This is a genomic window from Cytobacillus horneckiae (genome assembly GCF_002835735.1).
Classification (GTDB): Bacteria; Bacillota; Bacilli; order Bacillales; family Cytobacillaceae; genus Cytobacillus; species Cytobacillus horneckiae.
The window spans coordinates 23,202-38,951 of record NZ_PISD01000027.1; the positions used below are offsets into that span (position 1 = coordinate 23,202).

Consider the following 15,750-nt stretch of genomic DNA (forward strand, 5'->3'; position numbering starts at 1 on the left):
AAACAGGGGGATTTAAAGGAAATGATTAAAAAAAATAAACTGATTTTCATGATGATTTTATCTATTTCGATGATTTTTTTAGCAGCGTGCGGTGGATCTAGCAATTCTGAAGAAGCTTCTACAAACAATAAGGCAGATAAAAATGTCATTAAAATCGGCTATCAAAAAGGAAATACATTAAATATTCTTAAAGAAAATAAGCTGCTAGAGGAAGCGCTTGAGAGTGAAGGCTATAAAATTGAGTGGAAAATGTTTGTTCATGGAGGAGCGTTATTGGAAGGGCTATATTCTGGTGCAATTGACTTTGGCCATGCAGCTGATGGCTCTGCAATATTTGCTCAAGCTTCAGGCAAACCGCTCGTATATGTTGGTGCAGATGCCCCCAATCCTGAAGGTGTAGGATTAATGGTATTAAAAGAATCTGGCATTACATCGATTGCAGAGCTTAAAGGCAAAAAAATTGGAGTGCTGAAGGGCGGTAATCATCATTATTTAGCCATATTAGCTTTAGAATCGGCAGGTTTAACAGCAGATGATGTACAGTGGGTCTACCCAGAGGATGCAGCCCAGGGAAGAGCAATCTTTGAAACGAAGCAAGTGGATGCGTTAGCTTCCTATGACCCCTTCTTTGCTAGCGTGGAAACAGAACTGGATGTTCTTACATTAACAGAAGGAGAAAACTATAATTATCCAAACCGTACATTTTATTTTGCCACCCCTGATTTTTATGAGAATCACCTTGATTTAGTCAAAGAAATATTAGCAACAATAGATGAATCAGACAAATGGGCAAATGAAAATAAAGGAGAAGTAGCAAAGCTGATTTCTCAAGCATTAGGCATTGATGAAGCCGTCATTACAAAGCAAGTGGAACGCCGAACTTTCGGTGCATCAGGAATAACACAGGAAATTATTGATGCACAGCAGCGCCAGGCAGATAAGTACTTTGAAGTAGACCTTATTCCTGCAAAATTGGATGTCTCCAAAGACATGCCAATGAAATAAGTTGAAAATGTAAAGGAAATGATGAGATGAGGAAAACTTGGTTTAATCGGTTTCTACCGTGGATTATACCGATCATTATTTTAGTCGTATGGCAAGTTGTAGCAGCATTAGAAATTGTGACCCCATCTTTATTTCCTTCACCATTGAGCGTTTTAGTGAGCGGATGGCAGCTAACAGTTAGCGGCGAGCTATTTACTCATGTTGGTGCCAGCTTGTCACGTGCTGTAATTGGTATGCTGATTGGCGGTTTAATAGGGTTTGCACTTGGTATCATGAACGGCTTGTCTGATACTTCCTATCGTTTATCTGATACAACGATTCAAATGATAAGAAATATCCCGCATTTAGCATTGCTGCCTCTTGTGATTGTCTGGCTTGGAATAGATGAGAGTGCAAAGATATTTCTTGTCGTCTTAGGCGTTCTATTCCCGATTTACGTAAATACGTTTCATGGTATTCGCAACGTTGACCCTGGCTTAGTTGAGATGGGCAGAATGTATAAATTAAAAGGATGGAAATTATTTAAAGCGGTCTTGCTGCCTGGTGCCTTACCTTCTATATTTGTAGGCGTTAGATATGCTCTAGGGGTAATGTGGCTGACGCTCATTGTTGCAGAGACGATTCCCACTGAACAAGGTATTGGTTATTTAGCAACAAATGCACGGGAGTTTATGCAAACAGACATCATTATTTTGAGTATCATTATTTATGCGCTGCTTGGTAAATTAGCAGACCTCATTGCTCAGTTTGGTGAAAATCGCGCATTAAAATGGAATGCGAGCTACAATAAGGAACTTTAATGGAACGGAGGGATGAGCATGGAGCAGGCAGTTAAAATTGACATGATAGATGGCAGTAAATCCTTCGGTGAAAAAAATGTACTGAAAAAGATTAATCTAACAATTGAGAAGGGCCAGTTTGTCGCAATTATTGGGAAAAGCGGAAGCGGCAAAAGTACTTTACTTCGGTTAGTCGCTGATTTAGAGAATTTAACTAGTGGCGAATTATTATTTAATAACACACCATTAAAGGAATCAAAAGTGAATATCACGATGATGTATCAGGACTCCAGACTTTTGCCATGGAAGAAGATAATAGACAATGTCGGGTTAGGACTTGACGGGCAGTGGAAGGATAAAGCTGCTGGTGTATTGGATTCTGTTGGCCTTTTAGGCTATAAAGATGAGTGGCCTTCAACCTTATCCGGGGGACAAAAGCAGCGTGTTGCGCTTGCGAGAGCATTAATTCATGAGCCTTCACTGCTTATGCTTGATGAACCGTTAAGTGCTCTTGATGCTTTTACAAGGCTTGAGATGCAAAATCTCATAGAAGAAATATGGCAGAATAATGGTTTTACTGCGTTGCTTGTTACCCATGATGTACGCGAGGCGATTAGACTAGCAGATCGTATAGTATTAATTGAAGAAGGCCAAATTGCAATGGACATAGTAATAGATGCGCCAAGGCCCCGGCATTTTTCAGAAAATAATCTTGCCCTCTTGGAAGAACAAGTATTAGAAAGAATCATGTACGGCGAAGTACAGGAGAGAATGAAAAAAATAAAATAAAGAAGAGGCTGGGACATGACTAAATGAACGATTCTTAAAACCGAATAATTTCTAATTAAATAAAGCGATGAAAATAAATAAACCGAACTATTATACGAAACTCTTTCAGAATTTCACATAATAGATTGGTTTTTTCTTTGGCTGAAGTACTTCTGTCCCAGCCTATTCTCAAAATGCTTTAAAAAGTATAAATAAGAAAATTCAGTTGGATGCTCGAACCGCTAAAAAGCGAGTGGTAAGCCTCGGAGAATCACAAACCTTCATTATTTTTTTGAGATGAGTTTCTTATTTTAAAGAAATGGAGGCATGGAATAACCATAATAGGTGGATAAAAAAGATTATTAACAAGTTTAGAGTTTAGGCTTTTCGTTCGCTTTATTTTCCTATTATATTCAAGTATGCTTGTCATTAGATGATTATAGCGGGTAGGAGGAAACAGCATGAAAGACATATATAGCGATATTATACAGTTCAGAGGAACTCATTATGATTTTGGTGTAATGCAAGGGAATGTGTTGAAAAATTCCTTAGCGGTGAAAAACCGTGATGATCAGTGGAAAGTAAGAAAACCGCGATTTCAAATAAATGCAGCAGAAGCAAGACAAGCGATTCAGCGCTTTGCCCCCGGGGTTTGGGATGAAATCATTGGATTGCAGGATAGTTTACAATGGCCGATAGAAAAAGTATTGCAGGAATACGGCGGCTACAGGGTAAACTACGTCAAGTCAGGATGTTCTATTTTAGTTGGCGACCATTATTTAATTAGAAATTATGACTACCATCCAAAGACGTATGAAGGGCGCTATACATTATTTCAGCCTGCTGATCAGGGCTATAGCATACTTGGGCCGAGTCAAAGGGTAACCGGAAGAATGGATGGCATGAATGAAAAAGGATTATGTGTAGGCTATAATTTCATGAACAGGAAAAATCCAGGCGATGGCTTTATTTGCTGTATGATCGGAAGGCTCCTCTTGGAATCATGTGCTGATGCGGACGAAGCGGCAATGATGCTCAAGGAAATTCCGCACAGACATTCCTTTACATATGTAGTATATGATAGGGAGGGAAAAAGCTATGCAGTAGAGACTTCCCCAAGAGGCGTTGTCATAAGAGAAACGCTAGCTTGCACGAACCATTTTGAAATGATGGTGGAAGAAAACCGACGGCAGTTAACAGATTCTAAAAGAAGGCTGAGTATAATAGAAGAAAACAGGAGTAGTCTTGCAGATGCAAACGATGCTTTTCGCCTGATGAATGATACCGACAAAGGCGTTTTTTCTGATCTATATGGAAGCTGGGCGGGAACCATTCATACAACAGCATATTTCCCGCGTGAAATGAAGGCATGGATTGCGCTTGGTGGTAATCAGGAGCCTGTTGAGTTTGATTTTCACAGGTGGCTGAGCGGGCAGGATGTTGCAAAGAGCCGTATTACTGGTCAGGTAGATACGGATATTCCATTTTTACATATGGATGAGGGGGCGAATTGGTTTAGGAAATAGAAATGCTGGTGCTTTAGGTGAATAAAAGTGATTTATTCCTCTGAAGAGAGAGAAATGCTGGTGCTTTAGGTGAATAAAAGTGATTTATTCCTCTGAAGAGAGAGAAATGCTGGTGCTTTAAGTGAATAAAAGTGATTTATTCCTCTGAAGAGAGAGAAATCCTACTGTTTTAGGTGAATATAGTTGTTTATAAGTGTAAATGAAGCTAATCAGCAGGGAATGGACTATATCATTGGATCGTATATGACTTTGAATTTTGTGGGTTAACGAAATATGAAGCGAGCCATGTTTATGAACGGTTTAAATGGTGTATTGCGAGACTCTTACTCATTTTGAATTCAATCGTATTACTTATATTAGTTGTTATTTCGTTTATGTTGTTTAGTCATTTTGCTGAGATGTTGTGATGGGTTGAATAAAGAATAATGACTATACTTTAACGGATCTGAAGAGTATATTTTATTGGGCGGTGCTACCAGGAAGCGAAACAACCCTATTCGCTAAAAAAGGAGGGAGAATGATGCCAACCTGTCAAAACTGTGGCCAGCAATGGAGCTGGTTTACAACCGTAAAAAAAATGTTTACATTGAAAAAGAAAATGATGTGCCCTAATTGCCAAGCAGGACAATATGTAACAAGTGATACGCTGCAAAAAAACGGTATGGTGAGTATGATTCCATTATTCACATGGGTTCCGCTCAGCTCTTTTGGAGTGCCACTCTTAATTAGTGCGGCTGTTGTAATAATAGTAGTCTTAATTGTATTCGCTTTGATGCCAAAGCTATATAAATTAAGCAATGAAGAAGACCCATTATGGTAAGAAAACAGACGAAAGATTCTCGTCTGTTTTCTCATGATAATGATTTATCGATTCACATAATATAAGGTGATTGTTAAAAAGAACAATGGTACGCCAACGATCATTGATAAGGCTGAGATAAAGCGCTTAACCCGATCTTGGTTTTTAAATAGGAAGTGCAGGATAGAGTAAAATAAGATGCCGAGCCCTCCACCAGCAGTATTTAAAATCACATCATCGATATCAGAAGCGCCGATAGCAAAAATAAATTGAATAATTTCTACGCTTATACTTATGTATAATATCGCGCAAAAAACTTTCATGGCACTTCGATTTTTAGCAAATAGCATGAAGTAAATACCGGCTGGAATAAATAGGAGCACATTACCCCACACATTTACATCCACGCGCTTTGTGCGAATCCCATCATACACATTAATATATTCAGAAATGGTCGCAAAAGGAATTAGGTTAATACTGCGATAATCTGCACCAGTTCTAATAAATAGAATCGTTATTAATAAAAATAAATAAAAGATCAGCATGAACCAAAACATGGTTTTAAGTAAATTTATTCGTTTCATTTAATACATCCTTACCAATGTTAAAAAATCAGAGGTAGAACGATCTGGAAGAAAAGAGTGTTCTACCCGTTTTAATTTGTTATCTTTTTCTTTAAACCTCTCTGCGCATCGCTTTTAAAACATCAACTTTTGTTGCCCGTTTAGCTGGACGCAAACCGGAGAAAATGGTAACCAATAAACAAATGGCGATACTTATTAATGTTAATGACCATGGAATATACGATAGCATTAACCCTTCAGGCGCTGCATCTTCAAAGGCTGCCTTTAAAATGTATGGAAGAGCGAGATTGACAAGATAGCTTATTCCATAAGCAACAATTGTTCCAAATGTAGCACCAAGCAAGCCAATATAGCTGCTTTCTAATAAGAAGATATTTTTAATTGTTTTTGGATTGGCACCGATCGCTTTCATGATACCAATATCTGGAGCACGCTCTGTTACTGCCATTGTCATCGTGTTATAAATACCTATAGAAGCAATTATAAGTGCGATTGTTCCAATGAAGATTAAGCCAATTTTCATAATAAGGAAGATGGCATTGATTTGTTTCATTTCACTTGCAACGGAATAAACCATGTAGTTTTTATCTTCCAGTTGAGTCGTGATGTCGGTAACAGCTTGGACATTGTTCGCGTACACTCTAATATAATCATAGGTTTTTTCGGCATCTGCTTTTATTTCTCCGCCATCATACATTTCAGAAGCGCCGCCTTTTACGCCAGTAAATGCTTCAACATCCTTTAAAATGCTTTCTGAAATGAATACATGTGATTCCCTCATCCATTCTCTTCCAGGCTGTTTTGCTATCCCTACGACTTTTAATGGAATCGTTTCTGTTATTTCTTTTCCGTTTTGATTCTTGATAACTGTCATATTGACTGTCGAATTTAACAAATTGCCATTATAGGCATATTCTTTTTTAATGGTGCCATCTTCTTCATAAGCATCGACTCCATCTGGTACACCTTTCATTAATTCTTTAGCAAAATGGTAGCCTACAACGACTTCATTCTCTTTTTCTGGTAATCTGCCAGATGAAAGTTCGAAGTCAGCTTTCATTTCCGACGGAAAATGAGTGACGATTGCTTGTGTTGAAGCTTCATAGCCGTCCACTTCATAATTTGGCCATTGCTGCAGTTCGTTTCTTCTAGTAACTGCTTTTACTTGTTCTATATTTTCAAGGAATGCTACATCCTCATCAGTTAGGCTTTTCATATTCGCCTTTTCATCTTCTTTTCCAAACACTTCAACTTGTGTAACCATTTGATTTTCCATCATGTCGGAAATAATAGATTTATGAAGACCGAATCCAACGGAAGCTAGGACGATAAGAAATGCACAGCCAATGGCTGTTGCTAGCACGGTCATGAATAATCTTGATTTATTTTTTTTCATATTTTGTCTAACAAACCTAAATTGGTCTTTAAATGTCATAGCGCTACACCTTCCAATACCTTTCCATCTGCAATTTCAATGATTCGATGCCCGATTTTAGCTACTTGTTCATCATGAGTAATAATCAAAAAGGTGATGCCTAAATCTTTATTTAATTGCTGAATGAAATGCAGTAAATCCTTCTCTGTATCACTGTCTAAGCTGCCAGTAGGTTCATCAGCTAAAATGAGCGGGGGATTAACAACGAGAGCCCGCGCGATGCTGACCCGCTGCTGCTGGCCGCCTGATAATTCACTAGGATAATGGTCTTTATAATCTTCTAATCCAACCCGTTTTAATGTTTCCATCGTTTGTTTCTTTCTATCAGATTCATTGATTCCTTTAAAAATTAAAGGCAGTTCAACATTTTGAAAGGCAGTCATACTTGGTATGAGCTGAAAGTTTTGGAAGATAAATCCGATGGTTTCTAAACGGAAATCAGCAAACTTGCTTTCGCTTAATTCACTGACTAATTTCTCATTAATCCAGACTTCCCCATTAGTCGGTTTAATAAATCCACTAATAATATTCAGCAAAGTAGATTTGCCAGATCCGCTTCTGCCAATGATCGTGACAATTTCTCCTCTGTTAATGTTAAATGAAACATCTTTTAAGACAGGGATAATATTTTTTTGATTTTTTTTACCTATCTCAAAAGCATGACTAACCTCTTTAATTTCAATCAATTAAAATGACCACCTTTTTATTAATTTTTTTAACTAATCTATTAGACGATTCGTAAGAAGCTAACCACTACACATATTTTTAAAATTTTTTTTAAAAAAAGGCGTAGTAGGTTTTGAAAAGAAGGAAAAACTGTATGATGGAAGGGTTTGTTCATCATATTGAAATATTGTAGAGCAAGAAAAAGATTAGATGTATGATACACTTTAACTAATAGAATCTAGAAAATTGGGGTGTACATAGTGAAAACGGTATTAGTAATTGGTGCAGGGGTAAATGGTCTTTCAGCCATGTATGAATTGCAAAAGTGGAAAACCGAGAATAGCTCTGATGTAAAGCTTGTGCTGGCTGAAAGCTCTGATCAATTAGGCGGTAAGATTCGGACTGTAGAAGAGGATGGTTTTATAATGGAAGCCGGTGCCGATTCTATTGTAACAAGAAAGGCAATGGATATGAGCTTTCTGGAGGAGCTTGGGCTTAAAGAAGAGGTTATTCATAATGCAGCAGGACGGTCATATATTTTTTCGGAAGGGGAATTAAAAGGCATTCCGGCTGATGCGGTCTTTGGCATACCCGCAAGTATTGAATCTTTGGCAAATACCCCGCTTGTATCAGCAGAAGGAAAGGTAGAAGCGTTAAAGGACTTATATACAGCGCATAACCCCTTTACAAAAAATGATAGCATCGGAGCGTTTTTGGAATTTTACTTTGGAAAAGAATTGGTAGAAAAGCAAATTGCCCCTGTTTTATCGGGTGTATACTCCGGGAAACTCAGCGATTTAACAATCGCTTCAACGCTTCCGAGCGTTTATGATTTCAAGGAAGAGTACGGTAGCATTATAAAAGGCTACGCTGCAAATAAGGAAAAATATCAAAGCAGCGGCGATAGGAAATTCCTTTCTTTTAAAAGAGGATTAAACACGTTAATTCATGCATATGAGAGAAAACTAGAGGACGTAGAAATTTTAAAAAACAGAAAAGTGACTTCATTAACCAGGACTGGCGAACAATATGAAGTGGTGTTTAATAAGAATGAAAAATTGAACGCTGATTATGTTGTGTTAAGTATCCCGCATCAAGCGGCTAAAGAAATTATTGGCGATAACCATATCCAACAGCAATTGGCTAAACTAAATAATAGCTCTTTAATTAGTGTGTACGTTGGCTTTAATGTGCCGGATGACATTTTGCCTGCTGACGGCACAGGCTTTATTGCAGCAAATAATGCCGAACTCTCATGTAATGCCTGTACGTGGACAAGCAGAAAGTGGATACATACATCAGAGGCACGAAATTTATTAGTAAGGCTATTCTATAAAAGCAGCAATCCATCATTCGCAAAAGTGAAGGAAATGAGTGAAAAGGAATTGCTGGCGCTCGCACTTGTAGATATCGAAAAAAGCTTGCATATAAAAGCTGAACCAATATCAAGCGAGGTCACTAAATGGACAGAGCAAATGCCAACATACATGATAGATCATCCACAAACAATCGCACAGTTGGAGGAACTATTGGCAGTAACCTATCCAGGCGTATATATCGCAGGCAGCTCTTATTACGGCTCCGGCATCCCGGATTGTATTGAAAATGGAGAAAATGTTGCTCGGGATATTATTAGGAAGTTGTGAATGGAAAACCCATTTTTGTAACGGGGGCATAGTGAAGAAAAAGTGATAATATAAGAATTAAAACCCCTTTTGTAAAGGGGTTTTTTCGTAATGTGAAATTGGCTCCAGTCTGCCCACTCGGTTAGCTAGCCATCCATCCATATACAGCCCAAGTCGAGGTAGGCATGTATTTGCTTCTAAAAACGTAAATTAGGGTCATCTTTTTTTCGAGCCAATTTGTATCGACAATTAAAGGTCAATGAATTTTAAATAGAAAATAAAAATGATTAAATTATGGGATTGGAACTTGTCCTGTTTTAAATTGGAAGTTTCTTTTACAATAGGGATAGCAAGGTGAGAACACATTATATTACTGTCCGAACAGAGCATAAAATGACAGGAATAAAAGATTCTACCGTAATAAGATAATGATGGGGAGTGAAGAAAATGACTTGGATTCGAGACATACAAAGAGCGATTGATTATATTGAGAATCATTTGCTAGAAAAGATAAAAATTGAGGATGTTGCAAAGGAGGCAAATGCGTCGATATTTCATTTCCAAAGAACATTTACTATGCTGACGGATTGTTCCGTTGGAGAATATATCAGGCGAAGGAGATTAAGCCTGGCTGCAAAGGAGCTATCCCAAACCTCAGGAAAAGTAATTGATATTGCCTATAAGTATGGATACGATACCCCGGAGTCATTTTCGAAAGCTTTTCGAAGGCAACATGCTATGTCACCGTCTGACGCTAAAAAGTATAGAGGCAAACTACAATTATATGATCGCCTAATTATTCAGGTGATACTGAAGGGAGCAGAACCAGTGAAGTACAATATTGTTGAAAAAGAAGCATTTTCAGCTATGGGCATTAAAAGGACCTACTCATTAAAAGGGAATGAAAACTTAATCGAAATTCCAAAGCTATGGAATAAAGTAAATCATGATGGCACAATTGATAAGCTGTGCAAACTGAACGACGGGAATATTAAAGGTGTTCTTGGTGTGTGTGTAGACGAAGGAGAGGCTGAAGGAAGTATTGATTATTGGATTGCTGTTGAATCAACAGAGGAAACATCAGCACAATTTGAAAAAGTAGAAATTCCAGCATCCAAATGGGTTGTATTTGAAGTTAGCGGCGAAATGCCGGAAGCAATGCAAAGCACGTGGAAAAAAATATTCTCAGAATGGTTTCCAACGAGCGGCTACGAGCATGCAGGCACGCCAGAGATGGAAGTATACCCTGAGGACGGATCTGATTCCAGCGAATTCTACTCAGAAATATGGATACCGGTAAAATAATTTACCGTCAGCCTTAATCCCGCCTTTTGGTTAGGCGGGATTTTTTCTGTGAGCATGCCCTATGAATGATGAAAAAAGACGAAGCTTTTTCTTCGTAGTTTTGAAGAAAGAGTCCAATAAATCTTCTTAAACAGGTAAAATAGTGGATGTGAAATCGCCCGTTCGCTGCGCAAAGGTCCACAGAAGGTAGAAGAAAAGTCATCTCATCGCCCGTTCGCAGTGGAAAGATCTGCAGAAGGTAGAAGAGAAGCGTCCTCATCGCCCGTTCGTTGCATAAAGCTCCACAGAAGGTAGAAGAGAAGCGTCCTCATCGTCCGTTCGCTGTATAAAGCTCCACAGAAGGTAGAAGAGAAGCGTCCTCATCGCCCGTTCGTTGCATAAAGCTCCACAGAAGGTAGAAGAGAAGCGTCCTCATCGCCCGTTCTCTGCGCAAAGATCCATAGAAGGTAGAAGAGAAGCGTCCTCATCGCCCGTTCGCTGCGCAAATGTCCTCAGATGGTAGAAGAAAAGTCATCTCATCGCCCGTTCGCAACGCAATAATCCTTAGAAGGTAGAAGAGAAGTCAATACATCGCCGATTCCCTATTAAATGATTCGCAAATGGTCGAAAAGGAGACGTCAAATTACTCGTTCGAATAATAGGCAGCTAGACTAACACCTACCACCGAGAAGTGGATGAGAGAAGCGTGCTTTACGAGAGACAAAATCAATATAGGAAAAAACCGACATCCAGAAGAAAAAATGTACTTCCGAACACCGGTTTATAATCATTATGCGCTAGTTGTCGAACGATTGTCCTGCTGCAATACAAACTGGTTTCTGCCTGCCCCTATACCTGCAAAAGTAAATAGGACCGCAATCATAATCAAGAGAATAAGAGGGATTGACCAGCTATGAGTGATGTCGTAAATATATCCAAGTAAAGAAGGGCCGATTGCTGCAAGTAAATAACCAATCGATTGCGCCATTCCGGATAAATCAGCTGCTTGTTTTGCGTCTGTTGCCCTTAGGCTGATTAAAGTTAAAGAGTGGCTAATAGCAGCACCAAGCGCCAAGCCGACTAGTAGAATACTCATCATGATTACCGGAAATTGTTTTCCGAATAAGAGACCGACTAATCCCGCAATCATCGTTGCTCCGATGCCAAGAGCAATCCCTTTTTGATGGGAAAGTCGATCAGCGATAATAGGGATCAAAAAACTGGTCGGCAGTCCGGCGTATTGCATAACGGTTACCATCCATCCGGCAGATTCAATAGTCATGCCGCGATTTGTTAATAATTCTGGCAGCCAAGTGCAGAAGCTGAAAAACACAAAAGATTGCAGCCCCATAAATAATGTAATCTGCCATGCAATGGGTGATTTCCAAAGTGAAGAACGAGACCGTACTAATGTAGCTTTCTTTTCTTGATGGGGCTGTTTTTTAACATGCGGGAGCCAAAATAAGATTGCCAATACAGTTAGAATTGCCCACATATTCAACGCTGACGGCCATTCCAACGAACCATGTGCCAAAGTAATGCTAATGCCAGGAGCAAGTCCGGCAAAGATGCCCATCGATAACGTATACACACCAGTCATCAATCCAACCTTTAATGGATAATTTTCCTTCACTAAACTAGGAAGAAGCACATTGCAAATGGCTATCCCGACACCTATAAAAATCGTTCCTAAAAATAACAAGAAGAGAATGCCGGAAGAACGAAGCATGATGCCTGTCCCTAAAATAAGCAAGCCAAGCAAAACAGCGATTTCACTGCCGAATTTTTTCGAAATTTTTGGAGCAAATGGCGAAATACAAGCAAAAGCCAGCAATGGCAGGGTAGTTAATAAGCCGGCGACACCATTAGAAAATCCTAAATCCTCCCTAATGGAGCTTATAAGCGGACCAATGGACGTAATCGCCGGTCTCAAATTAAATGAAACAACAATAATTCCGAAAAAGAAAAATAATTTCCGTCTAGCTTCTGTATGAACTAGAGCCATAATTAAACTCCTTTATGTAGATGTAATAATTTTGAAGACGGATATATTATAATGAAAATTCAGATTTTTGTATAGACCCATAAAAAAAGGAGGCTTATTCAAAAAAGTCTCCTCGAATGTCTCTTTAATTTTTTCCTTTAGGCGTAGCCATAGTTCTGTAAATTTGGGTTGTCATACTTCCCTGTACAATATTTTCAATAAAGAAGTCGCTGATCATTTTTTTATAATCCTCATCTTCAAACATCTTTTTATTTTGCAGCTCCATTTCTGCTAATCCTTCATACTTAATTAAAAAGCTGTATGTATGGTCATTGCCGCTGATTGGAGATAAAATCTCAATCTCATGACTAAAATTCTCATTGCGGAAATTTTTAATGCAGTTTAGATTTTCTAGTGCTTCTTGAAATTGCTCCTGTTTGATTTGAAATGTTTGATAAACATAAACGGTCATCTCTAACGCCCCTACTAAAGATTTTTATGAATATTTTATTTTGTGCTGTATTAAGCATGCTTATTCAATAAAGACAAAATATGCTCATATTAAATTATAATATTCTTTCAATTATGAAAATATTGTGATAGTATGTTGTTAATTACAGTATTACTAAAATTAATTATTGTATTAATTAAAAAAATATACTTATACTGTAAAGGAGTTAAATATGGATGAAATTTACAAAAAGATTAAAGAATTAAGGATTCAAAACGGTCTGACACTAAAGGATTTAAGTGAGAAAACAGATCTTTCAATCAGTTTTCTGTCACAAGTAGAAAGGGGAGCTTCTTCACTTGCAATAACTTCACTAAAGAAAATTGCTGATTCTTTAAATGTGAAGATTACTGACTTTTTTGAAAATGAACCTAATCATTCTTATTTGGTAAAAGAAGGAGAACAAAAACCATTTAAAATAGAAGGTTCAGCATTTACTTATACACGATTGAGCGGTCAGTTTTCGGGAAGAACGCTAGAACCAATGATCGTTTCTTTAAAGCCTAACCAATCTTCCATTCAGCAATATAGCCATCCTGGTGAGGAATTTTATTATGTATTAAAAGGTGCTGTCATTTTTACGGTTGATGGAACAGACTATTTTATGAAAAAGGGAGATTCAATCCATTTCCCTTCTAGTTCTCAGCATACAATGGAAAACCCTTTAAGTGATGAATCAGTCATTTTATGCGTGTTAACACCAGTTATTTTTTAACAATAATAGGAAGGTGAAAAAGATGAGAGTAGCAACAGATATTGGCGGAACATTCACAGATTTAGTATACGTGAATGAAGATGGTGAAATAGGTGTCGCAAAAAGTCATACTACACCCCCTAATTTTGAAAAAGGTGTAATTGATGTCGTAGAAAAGAGTGGTGTTGATTACAGTGATATTAAAACATTTATACATGGAACGACAGTCATAATTAATACGTTAACAGAAAGAAAAGGTGTAAAAACAGGACTAATTACAACTAAAGGCTTTCGTGATGTTCTGGAAATTGCCCGCGGAAATCGGCCAGATCTATTTAATTTAATGTACCAGAAGCCACAGCCTTTTGTAGAAAGGTTTTTACGTCAAGAGGTTGAAGAAAGGCTTAACTATAAAGGTGAGGTTGTTACACCTTTGCGTGAGGAAGATGTTACTACCATAATTCAATACTTCAAAAAGGAGAAGGTTGCTGCTATTGCAGTTTCATTTATGCATGCATATATTAACCCGATTCATGAAGAGAAAGTAGTTCGGATGGTTAAGGAGCTGTGGCCGGAGGTGGCTATAACAGCTTCTCATGAAGTAACGAAAGAATGGCGTGAATATGAGCGAACGAATACAACTGTATTAAATTCATATGTAAAACCAATCGCTGCATCCTATGTAAACAGATTAAATAATAAATTGGAAGAGAAGAAAACTTATAGCCAAAACTATATCATGCAATCAAATGGTGGAACAACAACATTTGAAAACGCAAAGGTAACGCCGATAAATATGGTGGAATCAGGCCCGGTAGCAGGGATTTATGGAGCTGCAGTGCTTGGAGAGTTAATTGGTGAAAAAAATATTATTGCGTTTGATATCGGCGGAACGACTGCTAAATGTTCATTAATTAATAATGGAGAAGTAAAAGTATCTACGGATTATTATATTGAGCGAGATGAGAGAAAGGCTGGCTATCCAATTAAAGTTCCGGTTGTTGATATTGTTGAAATCGGGAATGGCGGCGGTTCTATTGCTTGGATAGATGATGCCCGATCATTAAAAGTAGGGCCTCAATCTGCCGGTGCATTGCCAGGACCAGTAGCATATGGACAAGGAGGGATAAATCCAACCACAACTGACGCAAATTTAGTCATTGGGAGATTATCACCTGATAATTTTGATTATTCTGTAGATATGGAATCGGTTAAAGCCGCGATTAGGGATAAAATCGCGAATCCATTTGAGTTAAGTGTTGAGGATGCTGCTTTAGGAATCATTCGGATTGCCAATTCTAATATGCTTAATGCGCTTAAGCTGATTTCTATTAGGAAAGGTCATAATCCGAGAGATTTCACGCTAGTTGCCTTTGGTGGCGGCGGTTCAATGCATGCTCCAGCTCTAGCAAAAGAACTTGGCGTGAGAAAGGTTATTGTTCCTGTAGCTTCTTCTGTATTCTCAGCTTGGGGAATGCTGATGACAGATTTAAGGCATGATTATATTCAAACCTTTATTAGACGCCTGAACAGTATTGATTTGAGAGAGATGAATGCTGTGTGGGAAAAGGTAGAAATGGATGCCTACACTCAATTTAAGGGTGAAGGCATAGATGAGAGCAACGTGTTATTTTCCCGATTTGCTGACATTCGTTATTTAGGGCAGGAACATACAGTTAAGGTACCCGTACCGTCGGGAGACTGGACAGCAGGTACGATAGAAGAAGTGATTAATAGCTTCGAAGATTTACATGAACAGCACTTTACATTCAAGTTAGAGGGTACTGCAACTGAAGTCGTTAACATTCATTTAACAGCTTTCGGAAAAGTTTTTAAACCGGAATTGAAAAAAATAGATCAGAGAGGACTTTCTCTCGAAGAGGCAATGATTCATATACGCAAGGTTTATTTTGAGGATCACGGTTGGATGGATACGAAAGTTTATGAGAGAAATAAGCTGGGGACGGATGCAGTAATAGAAGGACCAGCAATTATTGAAGAGCCGTCAGCTTCTACAGTGATATATCCGAAGCAAGTTCTAACTATAGATGTTTATGGAAATCTAGTGATTGATACGGGGGTGCAATAAT

At 38.2% G+C, this 15,750-nt stretch carries 14 protein-coding genes; 9 read left to right on the plus strand and 5 right to left on the minus strand.

Translation table 11 applies throughout. The features are described 5' to 3' along the window. The first annotated feature begins 21 nt into the window (after positions 1-21). The 5 genes from CWS20_RS12670 to CWS20_RS12690 all read left to right on the plus strand — a co-directional run bounded on the left by CWS20_RS12670 (position 22) and on the right by CWS20_RS12690 (position 4,898). Complete coding sequence (locus CWS20_RS12670) at positions 22-1,005, plus strand: aliphatic sulfonate ABC transporter substrate-binding protein (RefSeq protein ID WP_066195409.1); 984 nt, start codon at positions 22-24, stop codon at positions 1,003-1,005. 26 nt (positions 1,006-1,031) lie between these two features. Further along, entirely contained in the window at positions 1,032-1,805 is a 774-nt protein-coding gene (locus CWS20_RS12675; RefSeq protein ID WP_066195411.1) for an ABC transporter permease subunit, read from the plus strand. Between the two features lie 18 nt (positions 1,806-1,823). Further along, entirely contained in the window at positions 1,824-2,573 is a 750-nt protein-coding gene (locus CWS20_RS12680; protein WP_326134780.1) for an ATP-binding cassette domain-containing protein, read from the plus strand. 440 nt (positions 2,574-3,013) lie between these two features. After that, on the plus strand, positions 3,014-4,078 hold the full coding sequence (locus tag CWS20_RS12685; protein ID WP_066195418.1) for a C45 family autoproteolytic acyltransferase/hydrolase: 1,065 nt from the start codon (positions 3,014-3,016) through the stop codon (positions 4,076-4,078). Between the two features lie 517 nt (positions 4,079-4,595). Next, positions 4,596-4,898, plus strand: a complete 303-nt coding sequence (locus CWS20_RS12690; protein WP_066195420.1) for a TIGR04104 family putative zinc finger protein — start codon at positions 4,596-4,598, stop codon at positions 4,896-4,898. A 44-nt stretch (positions 4,899-4,942) separates the two neighbouring features. On the opposite strand, the gene CWS20_RS12695 is transcribed toward CWS20_RS12690, so the two are convergent. The 3 genes from CWS20_RS12695 to CWS20_RS12705 form a co-directional block, all read right to left on the minus strand. Then, complete coding sequence (locus CWS20_RS12695; RefSeq protein WP_066195422.1) at positions 4,943-5,461, minus strand: VanZ family protein; 519 nt, start codon at positions 5,459-5,461, stop codon at positions 4,943-4,945. A gap of 91 nt (positions 5,462-5,552) precedes the next feature. Beyond that, positions 5,553-6,896: an ABC transporter permease gene (locus CWS20_RS12700; protein WP_066195425.1), complete on the minus strand. Its 1,344-nt coding sequence runs from the start codon at positions 6,894-6,896 to the stop codon at positions 5,553-5,555. Then, positions 6,893-7,582, minus strand: coding sequence for an ABC transporter ATP-binding protein (locus CWS20_RS12705; protein WP_066195428.1), 690 nt, complete (start codon positions 7,580-7,582; stop codon positions 6,893-6,895). Before CWS20_RS12705 ends, CWS20_RS12700 begins: the two co-directional genes overlap by 4 nt. 240 nt (positions 7,583-7,822) lie before the next feature. Here CWS20_RS12705 and hemG point away from each other — a divergent pair, with 240 nt between their 5' ends. Then, positions 7,823-9,208 (plus strand): protoporphyrinogen oxidase, encoded by a 1,386-nt coding sequence (hemG, locus tag CWS20_RS12710; protein WP_066195431.1) that lies wholly within the window; start codon positions 7,823-7,825, stop codon positions 9,206-9,208. A 426-nt stretch (positions 9,209-9,634) separates the two neighbouring features. Then, the gene (locus CWS20_RS12715; RefSeq protein WP_066195434.1) at positions 9,635-10,492 is read left to right on the plus strand and encodes an AraC family transcriptional regulator; all 858 of its coding nucleotides are present in this window, start codon (positions 9,635-9,637) and stop codon (positions 10,490-10,492) included. Positions 10,493-11,261: 769 nt separating this feature from the next. Here the strand turns inward: CWS20_RS12715 and CWS20_RS12720 are convergent. Both CWS20_RS12720 and CWS20_RS12725 read right to left on the minus strand, forming a co-directional pair. After that, complete coding sequence (locus CWS20_RS12720; RefSeq protein WP_066195438.1) at positions 11,262-12,476, minus strand: CynX/NimT family MFS transporter; 1,215 nt, start codon at positions 12,474-12,476, stop codon at positions 11,262-11,264. Between the two features lie 124 nt (positions 12,477-12,600). Then, positions 12,601-12,927: a hypothetical protein gene (locus CWS20_RS12725; RefSeq protein WP_066195440.1), complete on the minus strand. Its 327-nt coding sequence runs from the start codon at positions 12,925-12,927 to the stop codon at positions 12,601-12,603. 211 nt (positions 12,928-13,138) lie between these two features. Here CWS20_RS12725 and CWS20_RS12730 point away from each other — a divergent pair, with 211 nt between their 5' ends. Both CWS20_RS12730 and CWS20_RS12735 read left to right on the plus strand, forming a co-directional pair. Beyond that, complete coding sequence (locus CWS20_RS12730) at positions 13,139-13,681, plus strand: helix-turn-helix domain-containing protein (protein WP_066195443.1); 543 nt, start codon at positions 13,139-13,141, stop codon at positions 13,679-13,681. Positions 13,682-13,703: 22 nt separating this feature from the next. After that, positions 13,704-15,749, plus strand: a complete 2,046-nt coding sequence (locus CWS20_RS12735; RefSeq protein ID WP_066195445.1) for a hydantoinase/oxoprolinase family protein — start codon at positions 13,704-13,706, stop codon at positions 15,747-15,749. Position 15,750: the final 1 nt, after the last annotated feature.